This window comes from Rhizobium sp. Leaf311, assembly GCF_001423445.1.
Lineage (GTDB): Bacteria > Pseudomonadota > Alphaproteobacteria > Rhizobiales > Rhizobiaceae > Agrobacterium.
On record NZ_LMNZ01000015.1, the window covers coordinates 1 to 22,350 of the forward strand.

General features: G+C 57.0%; 20 protein-coding genes and 4 pseudogenes. 12 read left to right on the forward strand and 12 right to left on the reverse strand.

All coding sequences use genetic code 11. The features are described from left to right. Positions 1–851: 851 nt before the first annotated feature. A complete protein-coding gene (locus ASF69_RS14975; RefSeq protein WP_062588833.1) occupies positions 852–1,934 on the reverse strand; it encodes a hypothetical protein in 1,083 nt (360 codons plus the stop codon). Positions 1,935–2,164: 230 nt separating this feature from the next. After that, positions 2,165–2,644, reverse strand: coding sequence for a DUF3597 domain-containing protein (locus tag ASF69_RS14980; protein ID WP_062588835.1), 480 nt, complete (start codon positions 2,642–2,644; stop codon positions 2,165–2,167). Between the two features lie 261 nt (positions 2,645–2,905). Between ASF69_RS14980 and ASF69_RS14985 the strand changes: the two are divergent. Continuing rightward, positions 2,906–3,127 (forward strand): annotated as a pseudogene (locus tag ASF69_RS14985) (helix-turn-helix transcriptional regulator); the annotation flags it as partial. Here ASF69_RS14985 and ASF69_RS23630 read toward each other — a convergent pair. Further along, positions 3,127–3,262: pseudogene (locus ASF69_RS23630) on the reverse strand (restriction endonuclease); the annotation flags it as partial. The pseudogenes ASF69_RS14985 and ASF69_RS23630 sit on opposite strands and share 1 nt — an antisense overlap. Between ASF69_RS23630 and ASF69_RS22790 the strand changes: the two are divergent. Further along, positions 3,242–3,388: pseudogene (locus tag ASF69_RS22790) on the forward strand (cold shock domain-containing protein); the annotation flags it as partial. The pseudogenes ASF69_RS23630 and ASF69_RS22790 sit on opposite strands and share 21 nt — an antisense overlap. Before the next feature lie 63 nt (positions 3,389–3,451). On the opposite strand, the gene ASF69_RS14990 reads toward ASF69_RS22790, so the two are convergent. The 3 genes from ASF69_RS14990 to ASF69_RS15000 are packed head-to-tail and all read right to left on the reverse strand — an operon-like array spanning position 3,452 to position 8,896. Further along, entirely contained in the window at positions 3,452–6,715 is a 3,264-nt protein-coding gene (locus ASF69_RS14990; protein WP_062588838.1) for an error-prone DNA polymerase, read from the reverse strand. Then, entirely contained in the window at positions 6,712–8,223 is a 1,512-nt protein-coding gene (locus ASF69_RS14995) for a DNA polymerase Y family protein (protein WP_062588840.1), read from the reverse strand. Before ASF69_RS14995 ends, ASF69_RS14990 begins: the two co-directional genes overlap by 4 nt. Continuing rightward, positions 8,144–8,896, reverse strand: coding sequence for an ImuA family protein (locus ASF69_RS15000; protein ID WP_062588842.1), 753 nt, complete (start codon positions 8,894–8,896; stop codon positions 8,144–8,146). Before ASF69_RS15000 ends, ASF69_RS14995 begins: the two co-directional genes overlap by 80 nt. Before the next feature lie 349 nt (positions 8,897–9,245). Between ASF69_RS15000 and ASF69_RS15005 the strand changes: the two genes are divergently transcribed. From ASF69_RS15005 to ASF69_RS15015, 3 genes are read left to right on the forward strand one after another with little or no spacing between them, the layout of a single operon-like run. Continuing rightward, positions 9,246–10,001 carry a DNA polymerase III subunit epsilon gene (locus ASF69_RS15005; protein WP_062588843.1) on the forward strand — a complete coding sequence of 252 codons (756 nt, stop codon included), beginning with the start codon at positions 9,246–9,248 and terminating at the stop codon, positions 9,999–10,001. Continuing rightward, positions 9,998–10,318 carry a hypothetical protein gene (locus ASF69_RS15010; RefSeq protein ID WP_062588846.1) on the forward strand — a complete coding sequence of 107 codons (321 nt, stop codon included), beginning with the start codon at positions 9,998–10,000 and terminating at the stop codon, positions 10,316–10,318. The genes ASF69_RS15005 and ASF69_RS15010 overlap by 4 nt, the downstream gene beginning before the upstream one ends. A gap of 55 nt (positions 10,319–10,373) precedes the next feature. Beyond that, positions 10,374–10,799 carry a DUF1810 domain-containing protein gene (locus ASF69_RS15015; protein ID WP_062588848.1) on the forward strand — a complete coding sequence of 142 codons (426 nt, stop codon included), beginning with the start codon at positions 10,374–10,376 and terminating at the stop codon, positions 10,797–10,799. Positions 10,800–10,919: 120 nt separating this feature from the next. Here the strand turns inward: ASF69_RS15015 and ASF69_RS15020 are convergent, their stop codons facing one another. After that, positions 10,920–11,327 (reverse strand): DUF2000 family protein, encoded by a 408-nt coding sequence (locus ASF69_RS15020; protein WP_062588850.1) that lies wholly within the window; start codon positions 11,325–11,327, stop codon positions 10,920–10,922. Between ASF69_RS15020 and ASF69_RS15025 the strand changes: the two genes are divergently transcribed. Next, positions 11,326–12,222 carry an AraC family transcriptional regulator gene (locus ASF69_RS15025; RefSeq protein ID WP_062588851.1) on the forward strand — a complete coding sequence of 299 codons (897 nt, stop codon included), beginning with the start codon at positions 11,326–11,328 and terminating at the stop codon, positions 12,220–12,222. The two genes, ASF69_RS15020 and ASF69_RS15025, sit on opposite strands and share 2 nt — an antisense overlap. An 85-nt stretch (positions 12,223–12,307) precedes the next feature. Here ASF69_RS15025 and ASF69_RS15030 read toward each other — a convergent pair whose 3' ends face one another. Next, positions 12,308–13,375: an alkene reductase gene (locus ASF69_RS15030; RefSeq protein WP_062588853.1), complete on the reverse strand. Its 1,068-nt coding sequence runs from the start codon at positions 13,373–13,375 to the stop codon at positions 12,308–12,310. A 90-nt stretch (positions 13,376–13,465) separates the two neighbouring features. After that, a complete protein-coding gene (locus tag ASF69_RS15035) occupies positions 13,466–14,335 on the reverse strand; it encodes an NmrA family NAD(P)-binding protein (RefSeq protein WP_062588855.1) in 870 nt (289 codons plus the stop codon). 114 nt (positions 14,336–14,449) lie between these two features. On the opposite strand from ASF69_RS15035, the gene ASF69_RS15040 reads away from it, so the two are divergent. Then, positions 14,450–15,340 carry a LysR family transcriptional regulator gene (locus ASF69_RS15040; RefSeq protein ID WP_062588857.1) on the forward strand — a complete coding sequence of 297 codons (891 nt, stop codon included), beginning with the start codon at positions 14,450–14,452 and terminating at the stop codon, positions 15,338–15,340. Positions 15,341–15,374: 34 nt separating this feature from the next. On the opposite strand, the gene ASF69_RS15045 is transcribed toward ASF69_RS15040, so the two are convergent. Both ASF69_RS15045 and ASF69_RS15050 read right to left on the reverse strand, forming a co-directional pair. Then, on the reverse strand, positions 15,375–15,731 hold the full coding sequence (locus tag ASF69_RS15045) for a cupin domain-containing protein (protein WP_062588859.1): 357 nt from the start codon (positions 15,729–15,731) through the stop codon (positions 15,375–15,377). 190 nt (positions 15,732–15,921) lie between these two features. Continuing rightward, positions 15,922–16,938, reverse strand: coding sequence for an NADP-dependent oxidoreductase (locus tag ASF69_RS15050; RefSeq protein WP_062588861.1), 1,017 nt, complete (start codon positions 16,936–16,938; stop codon positions 15,922–15,924). 92 nt (positions 16,939–17,030) lie between these two features. Between ASF69_RS15050 and ASF69_RS15055 the strand changes: the two are divergent. The 3 genes and pseudogenes from ASF69_RS15055 (at position 17,031) to ASF69_RS15070 (ending at position 19,729) form a co-directional block, all read left to right on the forward strand. After that, a pseudogene (locus tag ASF69_RS15055) lies at positions 17,031–17,947 on the forward strand (LysR substrate-binding domain-containing protein). A 77-nt stretch (positions 17,948–18,024) separates the two neighbouring features. Continuing rightward, on the forward strand, positions 18,025–18,657 hold the full coding sequence (locus ASF69_RS15060) for a hypothetical protein (RefSeq protein WP_062588863.1): 633 nt from the start codon (positions 18,025–18,027) through the stop codon (positions 18,655–18,657). A gap of 778 nt (positions 18,658–19,435) precedes the next feature. Further along, positions 19,436–19,729: a PRC-barrel domain-containing protein gene (locus ASF69_RS15070; protein WP_062588867.1), complete on the forward strand. Its 294-nt coding sequence runs from the start codon at positions 19,436–19,438 to the stop codon at positions 19,727–19,729. Between the two features lie 83 nt (positions 19,730–19,812). Here the strand turns inward: ASF69_RS15070 and ASF69_RS15075 are convergent, their stop codons facing one another. Beyond that, complete coding sequence (locus tag ASF69_RS15075; protein ID WP_062588869.1) at positions 19,813–20,916, reverse strand: aldo/keto reductase; 1,104 nt, start codon at positions 20,914–20,916, stop codon at positions 19,813–19,815. A gap of 98 nt (positions 20,917–21,014) precedes the next feature. On the opposite strand from ASF69_RS15075, the gene ASF69_RS15080 reads away from it, so the two are divergent. Both ASF69_RS15080 and ASF69_RS15085 read left to right on the forward strand, forming a co-directional pair. Then, positions 21,015–21,905 carry a LysR family transcriptional regulator gene (locus tag ASF69_RS15080; RefSeq protein WP_062588870.1) on the forward strand — a complete coding sequence of 297 codons (891 nt, stop codon included), beginning with the start codon at positions 21,015–21,017 and terminating at the stop codon, positions 21,903–21,905. 230 nt (positions 21,906–22,135) lie between these two features. Further along, positions 22,136–22,309 (forward strand): hypothetical protein, encoded by a 174-nt coding sequence (locus ASF69_RS15085; RefSeq protein ID WP_244475488.1) that lies wholly within the window; start codon positions 22,136–22,138, stop codon positions 22,307–22,309. Positions 22,310–22,350 lie beyond the last annotated feature (41 nt).

Here is a 22,350-nt window from a genome sequence, read left to right on the forward strand (position 1 = left end):
GTCAGCTTGCGTCGCGTGCTTGCAATCGGGTGCGACGACGCAGGGACGACAAAGTGCGACGCTCACTTCCCATGCCTGTTATCTGCAAACCTGGAATTCGGACAATAGGACTGGCCATTGAGCGACCTAACAAGCAAGACGGGTGACGGCATTCACGAAAATCACTATTGCAGTGTGCCGGATTGCAAGAAGTGGGGCGGCTTTGGATTCAACCCCAGCAAGGCTGAGCAGGTCCAGTGGTGGTGCTGGGCACACTACCCGTATAAAGAGCCGAACAAATGAGGTCTGTATTTTTTGCCGCGGCAGCGATAGCAATTCCGTTGATACCATCGTGACGTGACCGCGAAGATGATCAGTTTACAGATTTGGGATCGCCGTGGGGCGGCATTTGGTGAAGACCCATATGTGACCCCGATCGTTAGACAAAGTCATTTCAACGGAAAACATCATTTAGCTGGCCCAGTCGGCTTGCACTCCATCCCGGAGAACAGCGTCTCTTTCACTATTTTACGTTTAGCTCTCGCGACGCCGCTGATGGATCGGTGCGCTGTGGAACATACGACGTTAAGCCGGGGTCAATAAGGTTCGAATACTCGATCTCAGCTGAAAACATGCGAATGATGCGAGGAGTTTACTCAATAACTGAAGACGAAATGGTCAACTTCATCAGATCATTTGAGGCGGCACAACACTACAAGTACACGCAGCAGAGATAACCAAAAAGGCCGGGGCGAAACCGCACCGACCTTCCTGTCGCTTCTCACTTCTGCCAGTACATCCGTGGTCAGGCCGCAAGCTACTTGGCTGTAGGAATGCGCGGAGGCAGCGTTGGTTCCGCCTCCGCATTCATATCACTTACGGTACGACAAGCCGCCCCAAACACGACCTTCATCGCGGTGACGTCCACCATGCACGGCGCCAATATAGGCCGCTGCTGCGGCTACGAGCGAAGATGCCGCAAGAAGAAACGCCGTGAGGATACCGGTAACACGGGCTTTCTCAGCCGCGTCTGCAGCGGCAGTCTTGGCGTCCTGCATTGTCTTTTCGGCCTTTGCTGTCAGTTCGTCGATCTTCTTCTGAGCTTCATCGACGCGCTGTTGCGCTGTTGTACGAACAGTCTGAACACGTTCCACAGCCTGGTTTACGCGGTTCTGCGCATCTGCCTGGGGAATGCCTGTGCGAGCAGCGATCTGGTTGGCCATCCATGCCTTATCGGCGTCGGAGATTTCACCCGTCGAAAGCAGATTGCTCAGTATGCCGCTTGCTTGGCGCTGAAAGTCACCACTATTGGGATCGGCATTTAATGCAGGGGTATCAGTGCGCAGCAAAGTGTCTGTGAAGTAGTCGATCGGATTGGATTTAAGTCCCTGTGGCAAGGACTGTTCAATGCTTGGAGCGGCAGCCTGACCAGCACCCTGCGCGATGCCACCAACAGCATTACCTGCTCCTGACACCACGCCGCCCGCCAGCTGACCCACTCCTTGCGCGGCACCACCTACAGCGGAGCCAGTGGCTTCAACTGCAGTTTGAGCAACACTACCGACAGCCTTGACGCCGCCCGAAACAACGCTAAGCGCCAGGAAAGCGGAAACAACCGTACCGATACCCCAAACGACAAGACCATTAACACCGTCTCGAGTCGTGCGTTCGTCACTGGTCGTCGTTTCAGACGCTGGGCGTCGCATGCGGCCAGAGATGTACCCTCCGAGCATATAGGATGCGACCATCGACACGACCACAAAGAGCCCGGTCACGACAAGCCATGTGACACTGATTTCGCCGCCGTTATCTGCGGAGATAGCGTTCAGTCCCAGACCACCGGCAAACGCGGTAAATACAGCCATTGTACCGGACGTGATCGCTGTTCCAGCAAAAATTGCTGGCCAATCAACGTAGCTGCGATTTTGATTTTCAATCAATGTAGACTCTACCATCAACGTAGTCCCAACAATGAGAGGACAAACAGTACAACGACGACTAGTCCCACCAGATAAATGATCGAATTCATGAAGGTCTCCCTAAAAAAGCCGGAGCATAGGATGGCAAGTGGCTCACATAAAACTCCGAGCGCAATGACGCTCGGAGCGATAACCAGCGGTACGATAAAAGGTTCATTCGCCAATGCGAATAAATGAGCCGCGGCGGCACCTTATCTAAAAGCATGTCAATCCAGCAGCTCTGCCGGAACCTTGCCGCCGTTCTCAGACAGCTTCTTGAGAAGCGCCTTGTGCAGCCAGGTGTTCATCGCTGCTGAACCGTCGGCCTCTCCAGTGTAGCCAAGCTCGTGCGCCAGTTCCTTACGTTCTGCAAGGCTGGCATCCATGCCGAGAGCCTTCATTAGGTCGACGATCGAGTGCTTCCAGTCAAGCTTCTGGCCGCTTCTCTTCACCGCGGCGTCAAGCTGTGAGGCAACATCAACTGTCTGGTTTGCGCCTGCTGTTGTTGGTGCAGATGGCACCGGTGCCGACGCGCCGGATGTGCTTGGGGCAGCTGGGCCGGTACCGCCTACGGGTGGCGCGGTCGTTACGGCTGGCTCAGGGATGGAGGATGGTGCTGGAGTGGGCTCTGCTGCTGATGGCGATGCCTGTTCTGCGTGGGCTGCGCCGCCGAAAATGGCGTCTCTGATTTTACCGAATATGCTCATTGTGTTTTCTCCCTTTGTCTAATGATCACAAGGGACAAACGGATTGGATTCGGTTGCGTTCCTAAGCAAATACTAAAAAGCCGCCAGCTCTTTAAAGCTGACGATTTGCTCAATGAAAAGGAAAAGGCGACCTTTCGACCGCCCTCCCCGTATCGAACCCGCATAGCCCCCGTCGTGAATGGTCTCATCCCGGTCGCTAAGTAACCGCAATAGAGGGGGGCATCGACAAGATTGATCAGGCGGGGCACAATGAGGTTGATTATGGACAAGCGAGCTCTGGCGGAACTTTTTCGTGGCCGCTTGCTAGAACTTGTGACACGTTCGGGCGTCACTCACTCCGCGTTTGCAGCCGGGATCGGCATTGACCGCTCGGCGCTTTCGCAGCTTTTGTCGGGTGATTCGGCGCGTCTGCCGCGCGTGGAAACCCTCCTCAACATTGCCGAGCGCCATGCGGTTTCGCTCGATTGGCTTTTGGGCATCTCGCTCGCTTCCACCGGGGGAATATGAGCGGCACCAACCTCCGCTCGGCCGCCGCCATTGATGAGCTTCAACCCCGTGATGGCGCATCGTTTGTCATAGGCGTGAAGAACCAGCCGGCCTGAGCATGGAGGAACGGACGTGTTTGTTCACGTATCTACCTTGCAGCAAGGTGGGTCGCTGAGAGAAGGTGACAATGTCACTTTCGAAGTTGGCCAAGACCGCAAGACCGGTAGATCGAAGGCTGAGAACGTTAGCGTGCTCTGATCTGCGGACCTTGAGGCCAGCCTGACCGAAAAAACGGCAAGCTGGCATCGCTCTCGACAGAACTTACTGAAAATTCCGACTTTTCACCTTCAGCGTATCGATGTGCAAATCCCGCACGAATATGTCCCGCGCCTCGGGCAATGGTTTTTGTCTATCGCGAGAGTCCCCACCACCCGCCGAGCCATGAGCGAACTCGTCTCCTCGTCCTGATGGTGCCTTAAACACAACATCCATATCAGCCAGCCCGGAAAGGTCTGCAGACAGGTCGAACAATTGCTGGGCTACCAGATGCACGACCTCCCCTTCCCGCTGAATTCGTCCGTTGATGGCCATCATGCTCGATCCGAGCACAACGCGGCGCCGCCTCTCGAATAAACTCGGCCAGACGACCACGTTCGCAGGACCGGTCTCGTCTTCTATCGTGATAAACATCACGCCTTTCGCGCTTCCAGGCTTCTGCCGGACCAGGACAAGACCTGCGGTGTAGACCCATCGCCCGTCGCGGGCCGACATTGCGTCTTCGCACGTCACCATGCTGCGCTTGGTCAAGCTCTCCCGCAGGAATGCCATTGGATGTTCGCGCAGTGTCAGGCCGACGTGACCATAGTCCGCGACGACATTGTGCCCTTCGGTCATCTGCCGGAGCTCGACTTCAGGCTCCGCCTGCTCAGCGATCGATTTCTGCTCGCGGTCTGCAGCCGCTGCAAACAGCGGCAACGGCTCATCGCGCAGCGCCTTGATCGCCCAGAGCGCATCGCGGCGTTCGAGTTGAAGCGATGACCGGAAGGCGTCGGCCTCTGCGAGCTCAACGAGGGACGCAGCCGGAACACTAGATCGACGCCACATATCATCGACCGAACTGAAACCATCATCCATGCGCGCGGCAATGATCCGGGCCGCGTCCGATGCTGCCAGTCCTTTTACCATCCGCATCCCGAGACGCACTGCATGGCGATCGGTATTTCCGATCGGCTCCAGTGTGCAGTCCCAACGGGACCGATTGATGCATATCGGCCGGACCTCGACGCCGTGCGCGCGGGCATCACCGACGATCTGTGCCGGGGCATAAAAACCCATTGGCTGGGAATTCAGGAGCGCAGCGCAAAACACATCCGGAAAATGGCACTTGATGTAATTAGAAGCGTAGGCAATCAGCGCGAAGGAGGCGGCGTGTGATTCCGGAAAGCCGTAGGATCCAAAGCCCTCGAGTTGGGAAAAAGTCTTCTCGGCAAACTCGGCTGTGTAGCCGTTTTTCACCATGCCGGAGACCAGCTTCTCCTTGAACCTGCTGACACCACCCGTAAATTTGAACGTAGCCATGCTTTTTCGAAGCTGATCGGCCTCACCTCCCGTGAACCCAGCGCAAACCATGGCAACACGCATGGCACTTTCCTGAAACAGCGGCACGCCCAAAGTCTTGCCCAGTACGGCTTCCAGTTCCGGCGTCGGATATTCGACTTTTTCCTTGCCTTCGCGGCGGCGAAGATAGGGATGGACCATGTCTCCCTGGATAGGACCGGGACGCACGATCGCCACCTGAACGACCAGATCGTAAAATGTCCGCGGCTTCAGGCGTGGCAGCATCGCCATCTGGGCTCTGGATTCGATCTGGAATGTTCCCAACGTGTCGGCCCGCCGGATCATCGCATAGGTCGCCGGATCCTCTTGAGTGATCCTTGCGAGATCCAGATCGTCGTCCTTATGCTCACGGATCAGGTCGAATGCCTTGGACATACAGGTCAGCATGCCCAGCGCCAGAACGTCGACCTTCATGAACCTGAGCGCCTCCACGTCATCCTTGTCCCACTCGATGATCTGTCGGTCTTCCATCGTGGCAGGTTCGATGGGAACGAGGTCATCGAGGCGGTCGTGTGTCAGCACGAAGCCGCCGGGATGCTGGCCCAAATGACGTGGTGCACCCATCAATTGCTGTGCAAGCTGCAGCGTCAGTTTCAGCCTGCGGTCATCGGGATTGAGATTCAGTTCCCTCACATTGCGATCACTGACTTCTTCCGACCAGGACCACATGCCCGAGGACAATGCCTTGATTACATCCTCAGGCAGGCCGAGCACCTTGCCGACGTCGCGAATGGCCCCCTTGGCACGGTACCGGCTGACGGTCGCACACAGTGCCGCCTTTTCGCGGGTATAGGTCTTGTAAATCCACTGAATGACCTCTTCGCGCCGTTCGTGTTCGAAATCGACATCGATATCCGGCGGTTCATCGCGCTCCTGGCTGATGAAACGCTCGAACAAGAGGTCATTCGTTGATGGATCGATGCTGGTGACGCCGAGAATATAACAGACGGCAGAATTGGCAGCCGATCCTCGCCCCTGGCAGAGAATTCCCTGGGAGCGCGCGAACTGAACGATGGAAAACACCGTCAAGAAATACGGCGCATATTTCATCTTTTGAATGAGATCGAGTTCGTGCCGAACAGTCGCCAGAACCTCCGGCGGCATGCCTTCCGGATATCGGTCCGGTACGCATTCCCAGACATAATGTTCGAGAGACTGCTGTGCCGTTTTTCCAGGAACGATTGCCTCCTCGGGATACTGGTAGGTCAATTCCTCAAGCGAGAACTTGCACTGTTCGACAATCTCCATCGTCCGCCGCAATGCTTCGGGATAGCGCGGAAACAGCCGTTCCATTTCCTCTGGCGGCTTGAGATATCGGTCAGCATGACGTTCACGTTCGAAACCGACGTCGTCTATGGTCGATTTGGCCCGGATGCAAATGACGATGTCCTGAAGCTGCCGCCGTCCCGGCTCATGAAACAGGACGTCGTTGGTGACGACGGTTTTGACTTTACGCCGCGTGGCCATGTTGGAAAGATCGTGTAGCCGAAGCTGATCGTTCGGTCTGCGGCGCAGGCAAAGCGAAACATAGGCGCGGTTGCCAAACACCTCCGCCATCTTCCTGAGCTGCAGCGCGCATATATCGTCGGCAAGATCGGGAATGAGGATGCCTATCATGCCATCGGCGTAGCTCATCACATCGTCCCAATGGAGGACGCAGTTGTTCTTGCCGCCGCGGCCCTTGCCAAGCGTGATCAGCCGGGTCAGACGCGAATAGGCGGCCCGGTCTGTCGGATAGACCAGAATCGACATGCCGTCCTGTAGATCAAGCCGACAGCCGACAACGAGACGAAGGCCGGTGGCGCGAGATGCTTCCAGTGCCCGGATAATGCCAGCCAGTGAATTGCGATCCACGACACCGATGGCATCGATGCCGAGGCTTTTCGCCGTCTCGAACAGTTCGTTCGCACTGCTGGCACCGCGCAGAAACGAAAAATGGGTGGTGACCTGGAGCTCGGCATATCTCATGCGAATATTCCCTGTACGAACCATTTGTGCGAGCCGGTCTCGCTATCCACGCCGTCGCCTGCCCGGAAAACCCAAAGGCGTTCGCCCGCTTCGTCCTCGATGATGAAATAGTCCCGGACTGCGGCCCACTCGGATGTGCGCTGCCACCACTCGCCAAATATTCGTTCCGGACCATCGGCGCGTTTCACCTTTCGGCGCTTGCCCCGCCATGTGACGGAAACGGGAGGATGATCGGGCATCAGTGCGATGACCTCGACCAGTTCGGGATGAGCGAGCAGTCGCACCGGACGCGGCCAGTGATGCGACCAGGAAACGGCAACGTCATCTGCAAAAGGTGCAATCTTCTGAACGCTGCGCTCGGGAACATCGGAGGCAACGGGGGCCAGACGATAGACACGCTGTCCACGGTTGCCGAAGATGTCGATGAGCGGAGTGATGTCCGCGATCTCATCTTCGACAAGCGACGACGCCTTCTGTGTTTCCTCAAGCGGCTCAACCATGATGGCCGCAAGGGTAAGCTTTTCGATCCCGAAGCCCGGATCGATCTTCTCGGTCCTGTCGCGAAACAGTTTCGTCAACCAGGCGACATCGCGGGCGGCCTTTGCCGTTCCTGCCCGCAGCGCCTGGGTCGTGTTGTCGACCTTATGAACGATGAGATCGACGCGGCGAACACCCAGGCCCTTTTTCTGGAGTTGATTGCAGAGTTCGACGACCAGACGACCGACATATTTGTCGATCGTTTCGGCAGCCCCGATCGGCTCCTGGAAGATGCGGCTGACTTCGATCAGGTCGGGCGTGCGGATGGGGTCGATGGGCTCTCCGATACGCCCGAAGATCTGGTCGAGGCGGCGAGCGATTTCCGGGCCGAAGCGCAGTGTCAGCGGTGCCCGCGGCGTCGCAGAAAGCTCACCGATGGTTCGAAAGCCAAGTATTCTTAGATCGCCCACCATCTTTTCAGGTAGACGCAGCAGGGAAATCGGCAATCGCTCGAGCGCTTTGACGGTTTCGCCGCGGGGTACGATGACCGTCTCTCTGGTGATGGCGCGTGCACAGGCATGAGCGGCACCCCATGTGTCGGCAATGGCGACACGGACCGTCAGCCCCCTGCCCCGAAAGCGATTGGCAATCCCGCTCAACATGGCAAGCTCTCCGCCCCGGAGATGGTCGGCGCCATCGGTGTCCATGACGATGCCATCAGGCGCATCGACTGCGACGATCGGAGAGTATTGGCTCAGTGCCCAGAAGGTGATGCGCTCCAGCGCGTCGGCGTCCGCCTTCGGATCGGCATCGATCATCATCAGTCCCTGAAACAACGCCTGTGCCTTTGCCGCCTGCATGCCGACACGTAAACCTGCCTTTTTCGCTGCAGCATCTGCCGCCGACACCCAGCGTTTCGAGCCGGATTTCGCGATCACGGCGATGGCCTGTTCAGCCGGAATGCCGGGATCGGCGCGACGAATGCGATCCGTCGACAGATCCGGAAGGTAGATCGATACGACCCTGGTCATCACACGCTCCAACAATAAACTCGGCACACTCGCCTGCGCGCGACCGCATCAGTTCCAGCAACCATCTTGCCCGCCCGACACCCGGCACAGGTAAGTCCTGCGACGGCAGCACGCTTACCCTCCACCGGGTCATCGAGGCCGTCGGCTGGCCGAAATCATTGGCTTCTGCCTGTCGTCGCCATCTGCGAACAACGAGCGCCAGGCTTCCCTTCTTCTCCGCTGCAAGCTGAAGCCGCCGGCTCGCCAGCATAGGCAATCGCACGACCTCGCCGACGACCGCGCCCAGCCCACCGAAGGAGAGTGCCTCTTCCATTGAGGCGAGCACGTCCTCTTCACGATCGCTTTCCACGAAGATCACGCGGTTTGCGTCAAGACCTGCCTGCACGAGCGCTGGAAAAAACAGGTCAGGCCGTGTCAGGCACCAGACGATCTTGCCCTTGGTGCGAGCAGCAACGCCTGCCACGAACAGGGCTGCGGCTGCCCCATCGACGGTTCCGGCGCCACCACCTGCAAATTCATGAAGAGCGCCTCTCGCGAGACCGCCTCCTGGAAGCACCGCGTCGATTGCGCTCACCCCGAACGGCAGACATTCCGCCTGCTTCGCGACCACGCCTTCCAGCGAGGCAATACGATCACGCAGATCGGCTATGACATGCTCGCGCGCAGCAGCCATCGTTCACGCAATCCTTCCGGTTCGTGTCGTTTACAGGAACAGCTTCATGCCGTTTTCAATGTTGAAGTTCACGTTCTGTTCCTACACCCAACAGGAGTCAAGAGGCGCTAAATTAGGAATGCAGTCCTCTATTTTTAGCAACTCGAGAGATTCGCAAATTGAATCAGTGAGTAAGATTTGGAACGGTGTTTCGTACCACGCACAAAATAAATTTTAGGGTAGCCTGATCAATCCCTCAGCTTCGGCTGTCGATGTGTGCAAGCTGTGCTGATCGCAGGCATCATTTCAGGAACAATCCTACGCCGATCGCGCTTACCAATGCTGAAGTTTAAAGGAAGGTAGCACCGAAGTGATCGAAGCCAGGGTACGCGTCATCGATCTCGAAACAGGAGGCAATGGCCCGAACGACGTCTGCGAGATCGGCTGGCAGGATGTCGTGATCGACGAGTGCGGAAAGTGGGAGGTTACTGACGAGCGCGGGGCGCTGTTCGTCAATCCTGGCCGTCCGATTTCACCCGACACGATGGCAATTCATCATATCCTGGATGCCCAAGTCGCGTATGCTCCGTTCTGGAAGGAAATAGCAACAACCGTTCTCCGTCCACCCGGCCGTATCGACGCCTTGGCAGCTCATCGAGCCGCTTTCGAGCAACGATATTGCACGCCACGATTTACAGGCGGAACGCCTTGGATCTGCACATGGAAGTGCGCGTTGCGTGTCTGGCCAGAGCTTCCGCGGTTTTCCAATCAGATGCTGCGTTATCAACGAATGCCCACCGGACTGGTGCATGAAATCGGCCTCCCAGCGCACCGGGCGATGCCCGACGCCTACGTTACGGCTCATCATCTCCGCGACATGTTGAACCAGACCTCGCTTGTGGATTGCCTGGCATGGAGCAGCGAACCAGGCCTTCTGCCACGCGTGCCGGCAGGACCAGATCGTGGAAAACCGTGGGACCGCATCAGCCTCGAAACCCTCAACGCGTTTATCGCAGATCGGGATGTGGACGTCCGCTTCAGTGCACAGATCGAACTGGCCCGTCGAAATGAGGACAAGCCGTCTCAGGATGCGGAACCGGCGCAAGGGACGCTTGGGTTCGAATGAGCAAGACGTATCCGGACACGCCCGATGGTCGATATTTCGTCGTGAAAGGCAGGCTGTGGCGTTGCAGCAATCCAGCGATCGATGAGCCCACCCGTACGGCACTGGTCAAGGATTTGATGGCTGCACGCCGGGCAGTTCGCGACGCATCGGCAGGCTCGCCAGAGATGAAAGAAGCCCGCAAGAAAGTGGATGCGGCCAAGGTCGCGCTTGGTGAACGCGGCCCTGTCTGGTGGGATGACGGCGCGCCGGATTTCAACCGGCACCTTGCCAAGAATACTCCTTACGCAGCCTGGTTCGAACAGTTGGAAACGGACTGAGATGTCATGGCATCCGGAAGACAAAACTCTGACCCGCTGAGCGAAGGACACAGGCATGGAATTTGATCTGGCGCGTTTCATCAAAGCGCAACAAGACACGTACTCAAAAGCCTTGCAGGAGTTATGCAACGGGCAGAAGAGGTCTCACTGGATGTGGTTCATCTTTCCGCAAATCAACGGACTTGGTCGATCGGAAACTGCACGATTTTACGCGATCTTTGGACGTTCTGAAGCCGAAGCCTACCTCAAACATCCTGTTTTGGGAGCCCGTTTGGAAGAGTGCACGAACGCCATGCTCAGCCATCCCCACCTCAGTGCACACGACATTCTTGGCTCTCCTGATGACCTCAAGTTTCATTCCAGCATTACGTTATTTGGCATCGCCTCCCAGAGTGGTTCGTCATTCGAAACCGCCCTTCACGTTTTTTACGGAGGTGAAGGCGATCAAGCCACGCTTGCAGCGTTGAAGAACGATGGATGATCAGACGCTTACCGACTTTTGCCAAAGTCGCGACTTAAACAAGGATTCGGCTGCGTGAAAGTGCTGTCGAGAACAGCTATTCCAACGGTGTCGCGTTGCCCAAACCTGAATTCCGATACGTCAAGGATGCATTTTTGCTCCCTTTACGATCTTATCGACCACCTTCTTTTCGGCTCTAAGTGCCAGTCCTACCAGTTTCGAATTGTCTGGGCCGAACTGGGCGAACACCTCCCTGTTGGCGGCGTCGTGCCCTGTTGAAAACATCTCCTCGATATAAGCCGAGGCTGTAACGTCGCGGTCGAGAACCCGCCTATGAATCGTGCGCAGCGTATCCTGATCCGCGGCGAGGACCACGATTGGCTGGATCGTCATGGGATTGTAGACATGACCAACCGCATCCCGATATGGTTCGCCGATGATGGCTGGTGTCTGGGCAACGATGCCGCTGGTCAGGAAGGCGGTGACGTTCAACTTCTGCCAGGTTGCGAGGTCATTGCGGATAACGATTGCGATCTTGGTGTCGAACATGCGGTTGAACTCCATTCAGGGTATCGAGGGAAAAGAAGACCTAGCTCCGAGCAAGGCGGGCGGTCTTGAACGTTCGTGCAAAGTCGGATTTGCCGACGGCATGCGTATCGCTGCGCCCTCTCATGGTGTTGAGCGGATTGAAGCCCGGTTTCATGGCAACGCATTTTCGCCGCATCGTCACGACACCTACGCGTTAGGGCTGACCCTCCACGGCGTACAGACATTCCGCTATCGCGGGACCGAGCGTTTCAGCAGCCCCGGAAACGTGATCGTTCTGCATCCCGATGAGCTGCATGATGGCGCTGCAGGTACCGAGGATGGGTTGATCTATCGGATGATCTATCTGCCTCCCGACCTGATTGGCGCAGTCAATGGTTACCGTCACGCCCTTCCATTCGTTCCCGATCCGGTCGTTGCCGACATCGGCCTCTGGCAGGCACTGGCAGAGATTCTTTTCGATCTGAGCGAAGAGCCAAGCGACCTGATCATGGACGACGTTGTGATGCGGCTTGCATCGGGGCTCTCTCGTCAGGCAGGTGCTTCGCCGAGACCGATCGCAAGGTCGGCAAAGTCTGCGGTCCTCCGGGCCCGCGACTTCATCGAGAGCCACCACACAGAAGTCGTTCACTCAGAAGCACTGGAAGCTGCGTCTGGGTTGGACCGTTACGAACTGGCCAGACAGTTTCGCAGAATGCTTGGTACCAGTCCGCATCGATACCTCATCATGCGCAGACTGGAATTGGCGAAACGGTCTATCGCGGCTGGCAAAGGTCTGGCGCAGTCGGCAGCAGATGCGGGCTTTGCCGACCAGGCACATTTTACCCGCCACTTCCGCAAAGCCTTCGGCATGACGCCAGGGCACTGGCTGGCAATGCGTTCTGCAAGCTCTGCCTGAGTTTTGATTGTATTTGAACTGCCATCGAACGCGACCAAGCTTGTTAAAGGCGATCGCGGGCGAATACGATCCTCCCGCTTGTGCATCATGCTGCGTCGATTACGGGATAGTCCGTATAACCTTCAGCGCCGCCGCCTGCGTAAAACAAAGCAGGTTTTGGGTCATTAAGCGTAGCACCCGTCTTGAGACGCCGCACAAGATCGGGATTGGCGAGTGCCATGACGCCTAACGCCTCTATATCGGCAAGTCCTTCTGCGACATCGGCACCTATCTGTTCACGCGAACGACCAGGCCGATTGAGGATCAGTGGGCCACCGAAAGAGCGGCGCATATCTTCCAGCAGCAAATCGGTGCGAGTGTAGAGAACATGTATATAGGCCAAACCCATCTTGCCAAGTTTGACTGCGAGATACCGATACAGTTCATCGTTGTCCTGACCTTCGGCAATGCCGCCTGTCGCAACACCCGGTGAGAGGCGAATGGCAGTTTTCTGCGGACCGACGGCATCGACGACCGCACGGACAACATCAATAGCAAATCGCGCACGTCTTTCCATGGTTCCTCCGTATTCATCGGTCCGGTGGTTAGAATCCGGTGCCAGAAATTGATGCACCAGATATCCATTCGCGCCATGGATTTCGACGCCATCTGCACCGGCTTCGATCGCGCGCTTTGCGGCATAGGCAAAATCCGCAATCGTCTGCTGGATTTCCTCTTTCTGCAGCGCGCGCGGTTGGGGGACGGGCTGCATCCCGCTCATCGTGAACATCGCCTCTCCGGATGCGATTGCCGATGGCGCAACGGGCTGATTATGATGCGGAGTGTTATCAGGGTGAGACCGTCTGCCGACATGCATGAGCTGTATGAATAGGCGCCCATCTGCCGCATGGACGGCGTCAGTGACCTTGCGCCAGCCCGCGACGTGCTTGTCAGTGTAAATACCAGGGGTCGCCAGGTATCCTTGGCCATCGTGAGACGGCTGGGTTCCTTCGCTAATCAGTAGCCCGAGCGATGCTCGCTGTGCGTAATATTCCGGCGCGAGGTCTCCGGGTGTTCCGTCAAGCTTGGCGCGGCTGCGGGTCATCGGTGCCATGGCCAGACGATGCGGCAGGGTAATACCGCCAAGTGTGAATGGGCTCCAGATATCGGTCATGAGATTCTCCGGTGAAAGGTGTAGGGGTAGCTGGCGAGCCTCCTCGCCAGTTGCAGTTCAGTAATTTGGCTTGGCTGTCCGTCGGTCTTGTTAGCTGGCCCAAGCAAGACTCTCCGCAAACTCACGGTAGCTGTGCAGCGGGCGCTTCAGCATCGCAACAAGCCGTTCGACATCGCCTTCATTCGGGATCATGCCGTCGGTAACGTAGCGTTCTGCCATCAAACGCATTTCATAAGCGGTCCACTTCGGCATAAAGCTCGCCATGTTCTGTTCGAAACCCCTCGGATCATCACCGCCATAGACGATATCGCGACCCAGGACCTCGGACCAGATTGCAGCAACCTTGGGTCCCGTGAGCGTGTCGGGACCGACAAGATTGATCGTTTCGACTGGCAAGAGTTCAGAAGCCTGATCGCGGCGGATCAGTTCGATTGCAGCGACCTCGGCAATATCGCGCGCATCAACCATTGCAACACCCTTGGAGCCGATCGGCATCGGATATACGCCGTGATTGAGAACGACATCCTTGATCATGATCTCGTTGTCGATGAAGTAGGTCGGGCGCAGGATCGTGGCGCTGAATCCCATCTCGCTCAGCATACGTTCGCCACCCGCCTTCACAGCAAAATGCGGGACGTTGACGGAGTTTTCGGCGTTGAACACCGAGAGATAAACGACGCGTTCGACACCCGCCTCTTTGGCAATGTTGAGGGTGATGAGAGCCTGAGTGAACTCGTCGCCCGTAACCGCATTGAGAAGGAACAAGGTGCGGACACCTTTGAATGCCGCGCGAAGAGCATCAAGGTCGAGCAATTCGCCCTGGGCAATCTCGACACTTTCAGGAAAGCTTGTCTTCGCGGCGTCGCGCGTCAGCACGCGAACCTTGGCGTTGCGTTCAATGAGTTGGTTTACGACGTGGCGGCCAATGCGGCCGGTAGCACCGATTACGAGAATAGTCACGAATGTTACTCCTTGTGAGGCCGCTCGGGCGCTGTTGACATGTCCAAGGTTAGATGATCCAAATTTCCTCAAATAGACATCATTTCTGGACGCATCGTCTCACAGGTGGAACACATGGATTTGCTCGCGCTGGCGGATTTCAACCTCGTTGCTCGGCATGGCGGGTTCGGCAAAGCAGCGCGCATGGCTGGGCGGCCCAAAGCCACACTGTCCAGACGCGTCGCCGATCTTGAGGCGAGCCTTGACCTGCGGCTATTCGAGCGTGGGCAACGGGACTTGAAGCTGACGGAAGAAGGTCGAGCCCTGTTCGAGCGGACTACACAACTGCTGACGGAGCTGGAAGAAACAGCGACCGCTATCGCGTCAGGGGGGCAATCACCACGTGGACGTCTGCGCATCAGCGCGCCGCTCATGTTTGCACAGGCAGCCTTGGGAAAGCTGGCGGCAGGCTTTGTGCTGAAACATCCCGAGATGCGGGTCGAGATCGTCGTGGAAGATCGGACCGTGGATATGATCGAGGAGGCTTACGATCTTGTCATCCGCGTCAATCCTCAACCAGATGTCAGCCTCGTTGGTCGGCCCCTTCTGCGTGACCGACAGGTCGTTGTCGCGGCTCCGGGCCTAGCCTGGCCGGAGCCGGATAAGGCAGTGCCATCAGTAATTCGCAGTTTGATCGGCAAGCCAGACACCTGGACTGTCGTGACGGATTCAGGGTCAACAAAGCTTGCGACCACGCCGGTGCTTGGCATGTCGTCGATCACGATGCTGCGGGATGCGGTCTTGATGGGTGTGGGCGTCGCACGGCTGCCGCTTTCTTTGGTCAGCAAAGACATCACCTCCGGTCGTCTCAACCACTGGGGCGATGTCCAGGGCGCCGAAACGGCGCTTTGGGCGCTCTACCCTTCGCGGCGTCTGCTCAGCGCGCGTGTATCAGCCTTCCTCGATTATCTGAGAGAAGCCTTTCCGCAAGGAACCCCGGAAGAACTCGCTGCCTATTTAAGCTGACTTGAAGCAGCTACACTGCATGGCCTCAAGCCTATCAGAGACGAGGTTTAAGCGCTGGTGCGCGCCCGGAATCGCCTGAGTTCGGTTCGCCTTTCGGTTCTATCAAGAGAACCTTCACCTCGTCTTTAGCCCGTGGCCGATGCACCACGCCCTTGGGAACGACAATCATCTCGCCGGCTCTCACTGTTCGAGACCGCTCGCCTTCGATGTCGAGCTCCATCTCCCCCTCCAGCACAAGGAAGAAGTCATCGGTCGTGTCATGCTTGTGGAACGGATATTCGCCCTTGAACTTCACGACCATCACATCGTTCTCGTTATAATCGGCGATCACATGCGGGTCCCAGTGGCTCGAAAACAGACTAAGCTTCTTGTCGAGATTGATGGATTCCATTTTCGTATCCTTTGTGGGTTTGAACGCGACCGCGACGAAGGAAGGCAATTCAATCAAAGCAAGTCAGCACGATTGTTACGCCAGACGTCGAACTGGGTATTGAACGATCGTGCAAGCGCGACTGGTTTCTTCCAGAAGGTTTGCGGAAAAGGATTCAGATGGCGGGAACCTTTTCTGGTTCCAAACGTCGTCACTCGTTAACGAGGACGACCTTGCCCTGCATGCTGCCCCGCCCTGCCCGACCATGGGCAGCGGAGGCCTCAGCCATTGGGAACGTACTGTCGATCACTACGCGTATCGTGCCATCATCGAGCAGACGACCCGCCTTCGCCAATTGTGCACCATTGGAGCGCACCTGAGCCGTTGAGACGATAATGCCGCGTCGTTGGGCCTCTTCATGGCCGGAAAAGCCGAGAGGATTGACCAGATAGAGCGCGCCACCTTTTTTGATGACATTCAGGAAGCGCTCCATGTTGGAGCCACCAACCGCGTCGATTACCAAATCGACATTCCGCATGACCGTCTCGGCTGACTGCTTGGTGTAATCGATGAATGCATCTGCGCCGAGATTGGCGAGAAGCATCTCGTGCCTTCCGGAAGCAACTGCAATCACGCGGGCACCCTTCCATTTTGCCACCTGAACCATCAGGTGTCCGACCCCACCGGCAGCGCCATTCACCAGCACAGTCTTTCCCTCAAGCGGAGCTGGTGCATGGTGGAAATCCTGGAACGGGTTGGGTTCGTTGTGTCCAAGCTCTACGAGAAACTGCCATGTCGTCAGCAGCGACATCGGAGCGGCAGCGGCCTGCACATGATCGATGCCTTTAGGTTTCAGTGCGAGATCCGAGGCCGGAACTTTGACATAGTCGGCATAGGCATTGCTGCCGGTCATGAGATCGTGGGGGAAACGAACCATGCCATAGACCTCGTCCCCGACACCGAATGCTCGGACACCGTCCGCGACTGCGGTGACGATACCGGAGATGTCTGTTCCCAAGATCAATGGAAAGACAGGGCTGGGTCGCCACTCCGGCGGGAGCGCGCGATATCCGTCCCGCAGATAAAGATCAGGGGGATTGAGACTCGCCGCATGCACCCGGACAAGGACCTCGCCCTGTTCGGCAACAGGCCGTGGAGCGCCTTCGTAACGCAGGACCTCCGGGCCACCAAATTCGTGCAGGCGGACTGCTTTCATCATCTCGGTCATATTTAAACCCTTTCAAATTGAGATTTCGCTGACCAGATGTACGCATGTCTATAAAGATTGATAATGGTGCTATATTTCGCTTTAATAATGCCATGAAGGAACAAATCGGAATCGAAAGACTGACCGGCTTGATCGCCTTTGCGCGCGCCGGATCGCTGGGTAGCTATACGGCGGCAGCGCGGTCGCTTGCCATCTCGCCATCAGCGGTCAGTAAAAGCGTCCAGCGACTGGAAAGCCACCTTGGCGTTTCGCTGTTCACCCGAACGACGCGATCTCTCACTCTCACCAACGAAGGCCGTGACCTACATGAACGCGCATTGCGGCTGCTGCGGGATGCTGAGGACATCGAGCAGGCCGCAAAGGCCGCGCGCTCCGAACCGACGGGAACCTTGCGCATTGCCGCTTCCCTGCCGATCGGCCTGCATGTCATCGCACCTGTGCTGCCCAGGTTTCGCGCACGTCATCCAAAGGTTTCGATCGATCTCAGACTGGATGATCAGAGGGTTGACCTCATCGAAGAGGGAATAGATCTGGCTGTTCGCATCGGCGACCTTCCCGACTCCCAGCTTTTATCACGGAAACTTTCTCCGCATCGGCTTTGCTGCTACGCCTCCCCGGAGTATCTGGCCACGAATGGTGGCCAACCCACCCCGATCATCTTCAGCAGCACCAGACGGTCAACCTGCGCTATCAGAGCAGCGGGCAGTTATTTCGCTGGCCGTTCCAGCTCAAAGAGCGAGAAATCGAGATCGTGCCGTCGTCGGCAATCATCGTCGATGCGAGCGAGGCTATCATAGCAACGATCGCAGCGGGAGCGGGAATAGGAATGGCGACGAGCTTCATGGCAGCGCCATGGGTGGACCGTGGTCAACTGATCCCTGTCCTGTCCGATTTCTCTGTCGAACGTCACAACATCACAGCCGTTTGGCCGGAAAGCCGCCGGACCAACCCCGCTGTGAGAGCCTTCCTGAGCATTTTGATGGAGAGTTTCGGTAAGAGGGAGGGATAAGCAAGATCAGTTTCAGTTCCTCGTCTGCCGTCAACAGGCTCGTTGACTTGGAAGAGATGAGCAACCATTTGTGTGACATGCCGAAGCGTGAAAAAGATGAGATCGAACTGATCAGGACATGGACCCTGCCAGCCACCGTAACAATGGGGTCGGCCGTTCGGGCGAAAGGCGTTCTTCAGGAAATACAAGCAAGGCTGCCTGCGACCTCTAAAAAGTCGATCTCGCTGGAGGGCGTCGATCTCACACTGGCGATGACGGCCAACGAAAAGACCTCATTCAACGCGGCAGCGGCTATCGTCGCGAAAGTGGTGGCGGAAGCCGGAACCTTACCGGTCATTCCGCGCGAAATCGAGGACATCCTGACCATCAAGACCAGCGAGCGACATCGTTGGCTTGGAGACGGTCGTCTGCCGAGCGCCGGTACGAGGACTGTCAGACTGAACGGACGCGCTCGTCAGATTACATTCCATGTCTTCGACCCCAAGGTGGTGGAGGATCTTCTCGACCGAGGGGCCGCAGAAGAATGGCGGGTGGAGGATGCCGAGGCAAAAGCTGAAAAGAGGCAGCGGGCTACGTATCAAGCGAAGCTGACGCGGTCGCTCAAGAGGGAGGCTGCAAAGAGGTCTAAGAAGTCTAAAGACGACGCCAAGGATTCGGCGCCGAAGCTTGGCGGCTGGGAAGAGTTCGACGTCGACGGACTGCTTCGGTAGATCTGTATCCTAGCGCGGTGGCGCTCAAGTCAGTGGGCTTAGGCATCCTGCGCTCGCATCAGCGCGAAACCTTTCGAACTTACCGATAGATGCCATCCCGTAGAGGATTGGCGACGGATATCCCGCAAGTGGGCACCAGTCTCCCCTTCCCCGCGCTCCCTGGTTCGGAGTAGGTTCCGCCGCACGTTGGTCGCATCCGGAAATCTTCCGCAGCTCGCAACGCCACGAAAACGTCAAAGTTCATTCAGGCATGGTTCACGGTGCGGGTCGCTAAATCGCATCTCCCTCAACGGAGTGATGTGAGATGCGCAAGATAATTTTCAGCGCGGGAATAATTCTAGGTAGTCTGCTTGCCAACGTCGCCAACGCGATGCCGTCAGTTCGTCCATCTGTCCCCTCGGCCTCAGACGTGCAGAAGGTAGACTACGCTTGCGGACGCGGCTTCCACCTTTCCCCACGCGGCTATTGCCGACCAAATGGCCCTCCGCGTGAGTATCGCGATCGGTGGGATAGACGTGACCGCTGGGAAGCCAGACGAGAATGGCGCGATCGTCGCGAATGGCGAGAACGCCGCGACTACTACGACCGACGCGAATGGCGTGGGCGACATGAATATCATGACTACAGGTGGTAGTGCCTGGATCCTCGCGCAAATATAGATACATAGCGTGAGAGCGTCAGACGAGCTGTTGGTCAGGGGTCAATTAAAGCTTTTCCGTATCAGGGAACCAGAGGCCTGTGATGCCGTTACGTGATCATCCACAAAGGAGGAAAACCAATGGATCATACAAACCACGTTCGCCTATCAACTACAGAGCTGACCCCAGAAATTCTGGAAGGTGCAACCGTATATGGCGCAGATGACCATAAGGTTGGAAAGGTCGATCACGTCCATGGCGGAACAGGCGGCCAAGCCATCATCGATGTTGGCGGATTTCTCGGAATCGGCGCCAAGCCAGTAGCCGTCGCGCTGAGCGACCTTGATTTCATGCGCGACGAGGACGGCGATGTTCATGCTGTGACGTCGTGGACGAAAGACCAGTTGAAAGAGATGCCAGAACATCACCACTGATGTTGCTGGGGTCCGGTCGCAAAGACCGGGCCCTAAAACCAATTCCTTCCGAATATCAGAAGATTACAAGTCGCCATACCTGCTTAGCTCGTTCCCCATCCACGCACCTGCTGTCCACCGAATACCATTTCAGTCGGCATCTGGAAGATGAAGTAAGGATTGAGCATTGGCAGCGCGGTTGCCTTCTCCAGTCGCTGCAGGTGCTGATCCTCCAGCACTGTGTCGAGCGACGCGATATTTTGAGTAAGTTGATCTACACGGCTTGCGCCGATCAACACCGAGGAGACGCCGGGGCGTTTCGCTACCCAGGCCAGTGCTACTTCCGCAGGCGAACGACCAGCCTCTGAAGCCACAGCTTTCAGAACATCGACGACTTGGAAGTTGCGATCCGTGAACAGCATGCCCCCGAACGGGTTGTCACCGTTGAGGCGCCCTTCGCTTTCACCCTCGGTCACAGTTCCTGCCTTGTCTGGCAGCCCCGGCACACGGCTGGCATCGCTGATTTTGTCGCGACCGTATTTTCCTGTCAGCAATCCAGCCGCAAGCGGGCTCCATGGCACCATTCCCAGACCGAACTCGGCACCTGCCGGAAGGAGATCCAGCTCCACGCCACGGTCGATGAGAGAATAGGCATATTGCAAGCCGATTGGCTTGGGCAAGCCGTGCGCTTCGGCGAGCGTCGCGACCTTTGCGACATACCATGCAGGCGTGTTGGAGAAACCGTAATGCAGGATTTTACCGGCGCGAATCGCATATGCCAAAGTTTGCAAAACCTCTTCTGCAGGCGTCGTGCGGTCCCACACATGCATCCAGTACATGTCGATGTAATCGGTCTTCAGCCGCTTCAATGAGCCCTCTATGCCCATGCGGATGTTCTTGGCACCATTACCACCCCATAAGGGCGTACCCTGCCCGCGTGGAAAACCGGATTTGGTGGCAATGACCAACCGATTACGCGTGCCGCTGTCCGACACAAATGTGCCAAGCATCTCCTCGCTTTGGCCAGCGGAATAAACATCCGCCGTGTCGATGAAATTGCCACCGGCTTCGACATAGGCATCGAAAAGCGCGCGCGAGGTTTCGTTTCCGGCACCCCAGCGTTCCGCACCGAAGGTCATGGTGCCAAGGGCCAGCGGGCTGACGATCAGGCCGGATTTGCCCAGTGTGCGGTAACTGGTGAGATCCATCGGTGTTCTCCATCGTTGTTGTTCAACAGGATGTAACGACAAGCGTCCCACAGCGTAAGCCATTGATAGCGGCATGAACTTGTGAGCACAGTGCATGAATGGAACGAAACGAACTCAATGATCTCCTGGCCTTCGCGGCGGTGGCGCGCGAGCGCAGCTTTACCCGCGCCGCCGCCATTCTCGGCATGTCACCCTCTGCGCTGAGCCATGCGATGCGCGGGCTGGAGGAGCGGCTCGGCGTCCGGCTTTTGTCGCGCACCACGCGCAGTGTCGCGCCGACCGAACCGGGCGAGAGGCTGCTGCAATCGCTCAATCCAGCGCTCGCCAATATTGAAAGCGGGCTGGAAGCGCTGGCGGAGTGGCGCGACAATCCTTCCGGTACGGTCAGGATAACCACTTTCGCCTATGCGGCACGAATGGTGCTTCTACCGAAGCTACCGGCCTTCCTGCTGGCCAATCCGGATGTGCGGGTGGAGGTCAATATCGATGATGGCCTGACGGATATCGTCACAGCCGGTTTCGATGCAGGCATTCGACTGGGAGAAGCCGTCGCCAAGGACATGGTCGCGGTAAAGCTGGGGCCGGATTTAAGGACGGTGGTGGTGGGAACGCCATCCTATTTCGAACGCTATCCTCCGCCGTTGACCCCCTATGACCTGGAACGCCACGCCTGTATCGGATACCGGCTGACGACCTCAGGCGGACTACTGCCCTGGGAATTCGAGAAAGATGGCAAGGAGATCAATATCCGCACTAGCGGACCCCTCATCGCAAATGACGGCGATCTGCCGGCGGCGGCTGTTCGTGCAGGTGTCGGGCTAGGCTATATCATGGAGCATGACGTCGCTGAGGAGATCGCGGCGGGGACTCTTGTTCAGGTGCTGAAAGACTGGTGTCCGAGCTATCCCGGATTCCACCTTTACCACCCAAGTCGCAGGCAATCGCCACCAGCCTTGAGGGCACTCATCGCTTCATTCAAAGTCGGATGAGGCTTGCATATTTGCTCATTGTATAAACGAATGACCGCCAGCTCGAACCGTTCAAACTTTTTACATATCGGCACGCCGACAGTCTGCGCCCGAGGACTATGCAGGGTCTAGAACAATGTGATCTCTCGGTCCGTTGCTCATCGATAATGTACGGGAAACAAATCGGAATTCGAAATGCCAAGGTACTTCTTCCACGTCAGGGAAGCAGACACCCTTTTTTTGAAGGCGCGGTGCTTTCAGGTGACGATCAGGCCATAAGAGAAGCGCCTCAGGCAGCGAGGGAAACACTTGCCGAAAAAATAGTATTCGGAGACATCATCAGCCACACCAGCTTCGAGGTCGTTCGCGCCGATGGTCACCTGATCGCCGTCATACCCGTCTCGTCAGTCTTGAGGTTTCAGTAGGAAATAGCTTAAACCTCGGCTGAACGGCTCTCTTCGCTACC

Bases quoted from the DNA above. Each gene is read 5' to 3' on its own strand.
- ASF69_RS14975 (WP_062588833.1), bottom strand. From the start codon at position 1,934: ATGGTAGAGTCTACATTGATTGAAAATCAAAATCGCAGCTACGTTGAT.
- ASF69_RS14980 (WP_062588835.1), bottom strand. From the start codon at position 2,644: ATGAGCATATTCGGTAAAATCAGAGACGCCATTTTCGGCGGCGCAGCC.
- ASF69_RS14990 (WP_062588838.1), bottom strand. From the start codon at position 6,715: ATGAGATATGCCGAGCTCCAGGTCACCACCCATTTTTCGTTTCTGCGC.
- ASF69_RS14995 (WP_062588840.1), bottom strand. From the start codon at position 8,223: ATGACCAGGGTCGTATCGATCTACCTTCCGGATCTGTCGACGGATCGC.
- ASF69_RS15000 (WP_062588842.1), bottom strand. From the start codon at position 8,896: ATGGCTGCTGCGCGCGAGCATGTCATAGCCGATCTGCGTGATCGTATT.
- ASF69_RS15010 (WP_062588846.1), top strand. From the start codon at position 9,998: ATGAGCAAGACGTATCCGGACACGCCCGATGGTCGATATTTCGTCGTG.
- ASF69_RS15015 (WP_062588848.1), top strand. From the start codon at position 10,374: ATGGAATTTGATCTGGCGCGTTTCATCAAAGCGCAACAAGACACGTAC.
- ASF69_RS15025 (WP_062588851.1), top strand. From the start codon at position 11,326: ATGCGGTTGAACTCCATTCAGGGTATCGAGGGAAAAGAAGACCTAGCT.
- ASF69_RS15020 (WP_062588850.1), bottom strand. From the start codon at position 11,327: ATGTTCGACACCAAGATCGCAATCGTTATCCGCAATGACCTCGCAACC.
- ASF69_RS15030 (WP_062588853.1), bottom strand. From the start codon at position 13,375: ATGACCGATATCTGGAGCCCATTCACACTTGGCGGTATTACCCTGCCG.
- ASF69_RS15040 (WP_062588857.1), top strand. From the start codon at position 14,450: ATGGATTTGCTCGCGCTGGCGGATTTCAACCTCGTTGCTCGGCATGGC.
- ASF69_RS15045 (WP_062588859.1), bottom strand. From the start codon at position 15,731: ATGGAATCCATCAATCTCGACAAGAAGCTTAGTCTGTTTTCGAGCCAC.
- ASF69_RS15050 (WP_062588861.1), bottom strand. From the start codon at position 16,938: ATGACCGAGATGATGAAAGCAGTCCGCCTGCACGAATTTGGTGGCCCG.
- ASF69_RS15060 (WP_062588863.1), top strand. From the start codon at position 18,025: ATGCCGAAGCGTGAAAAAGATGAGATCGAACTGATCAGGACATGGACC.
- ASF69_RS15070 (WP_062588867.1), top strand. From the start codon at position 19,436: ATGGATCATACAAACCACGTTCGCCTATCAACTACAGAGCTGACCCCA.
- ASF69_RS15075 (WP_062588869.1), bottom strand. From the start codon at position 20,916: ATGGATCTCACCAGTTACCGCACACTGGGCAAATCCGGCCTGATCGTC.
- ASF69_RS15080 (WP_062588870.1), top strand. From the start codon at position 21,015: ATGGAACGAAACGAACTCAATGATCTCCTGGCCTTCGCGGCGGTGGCG.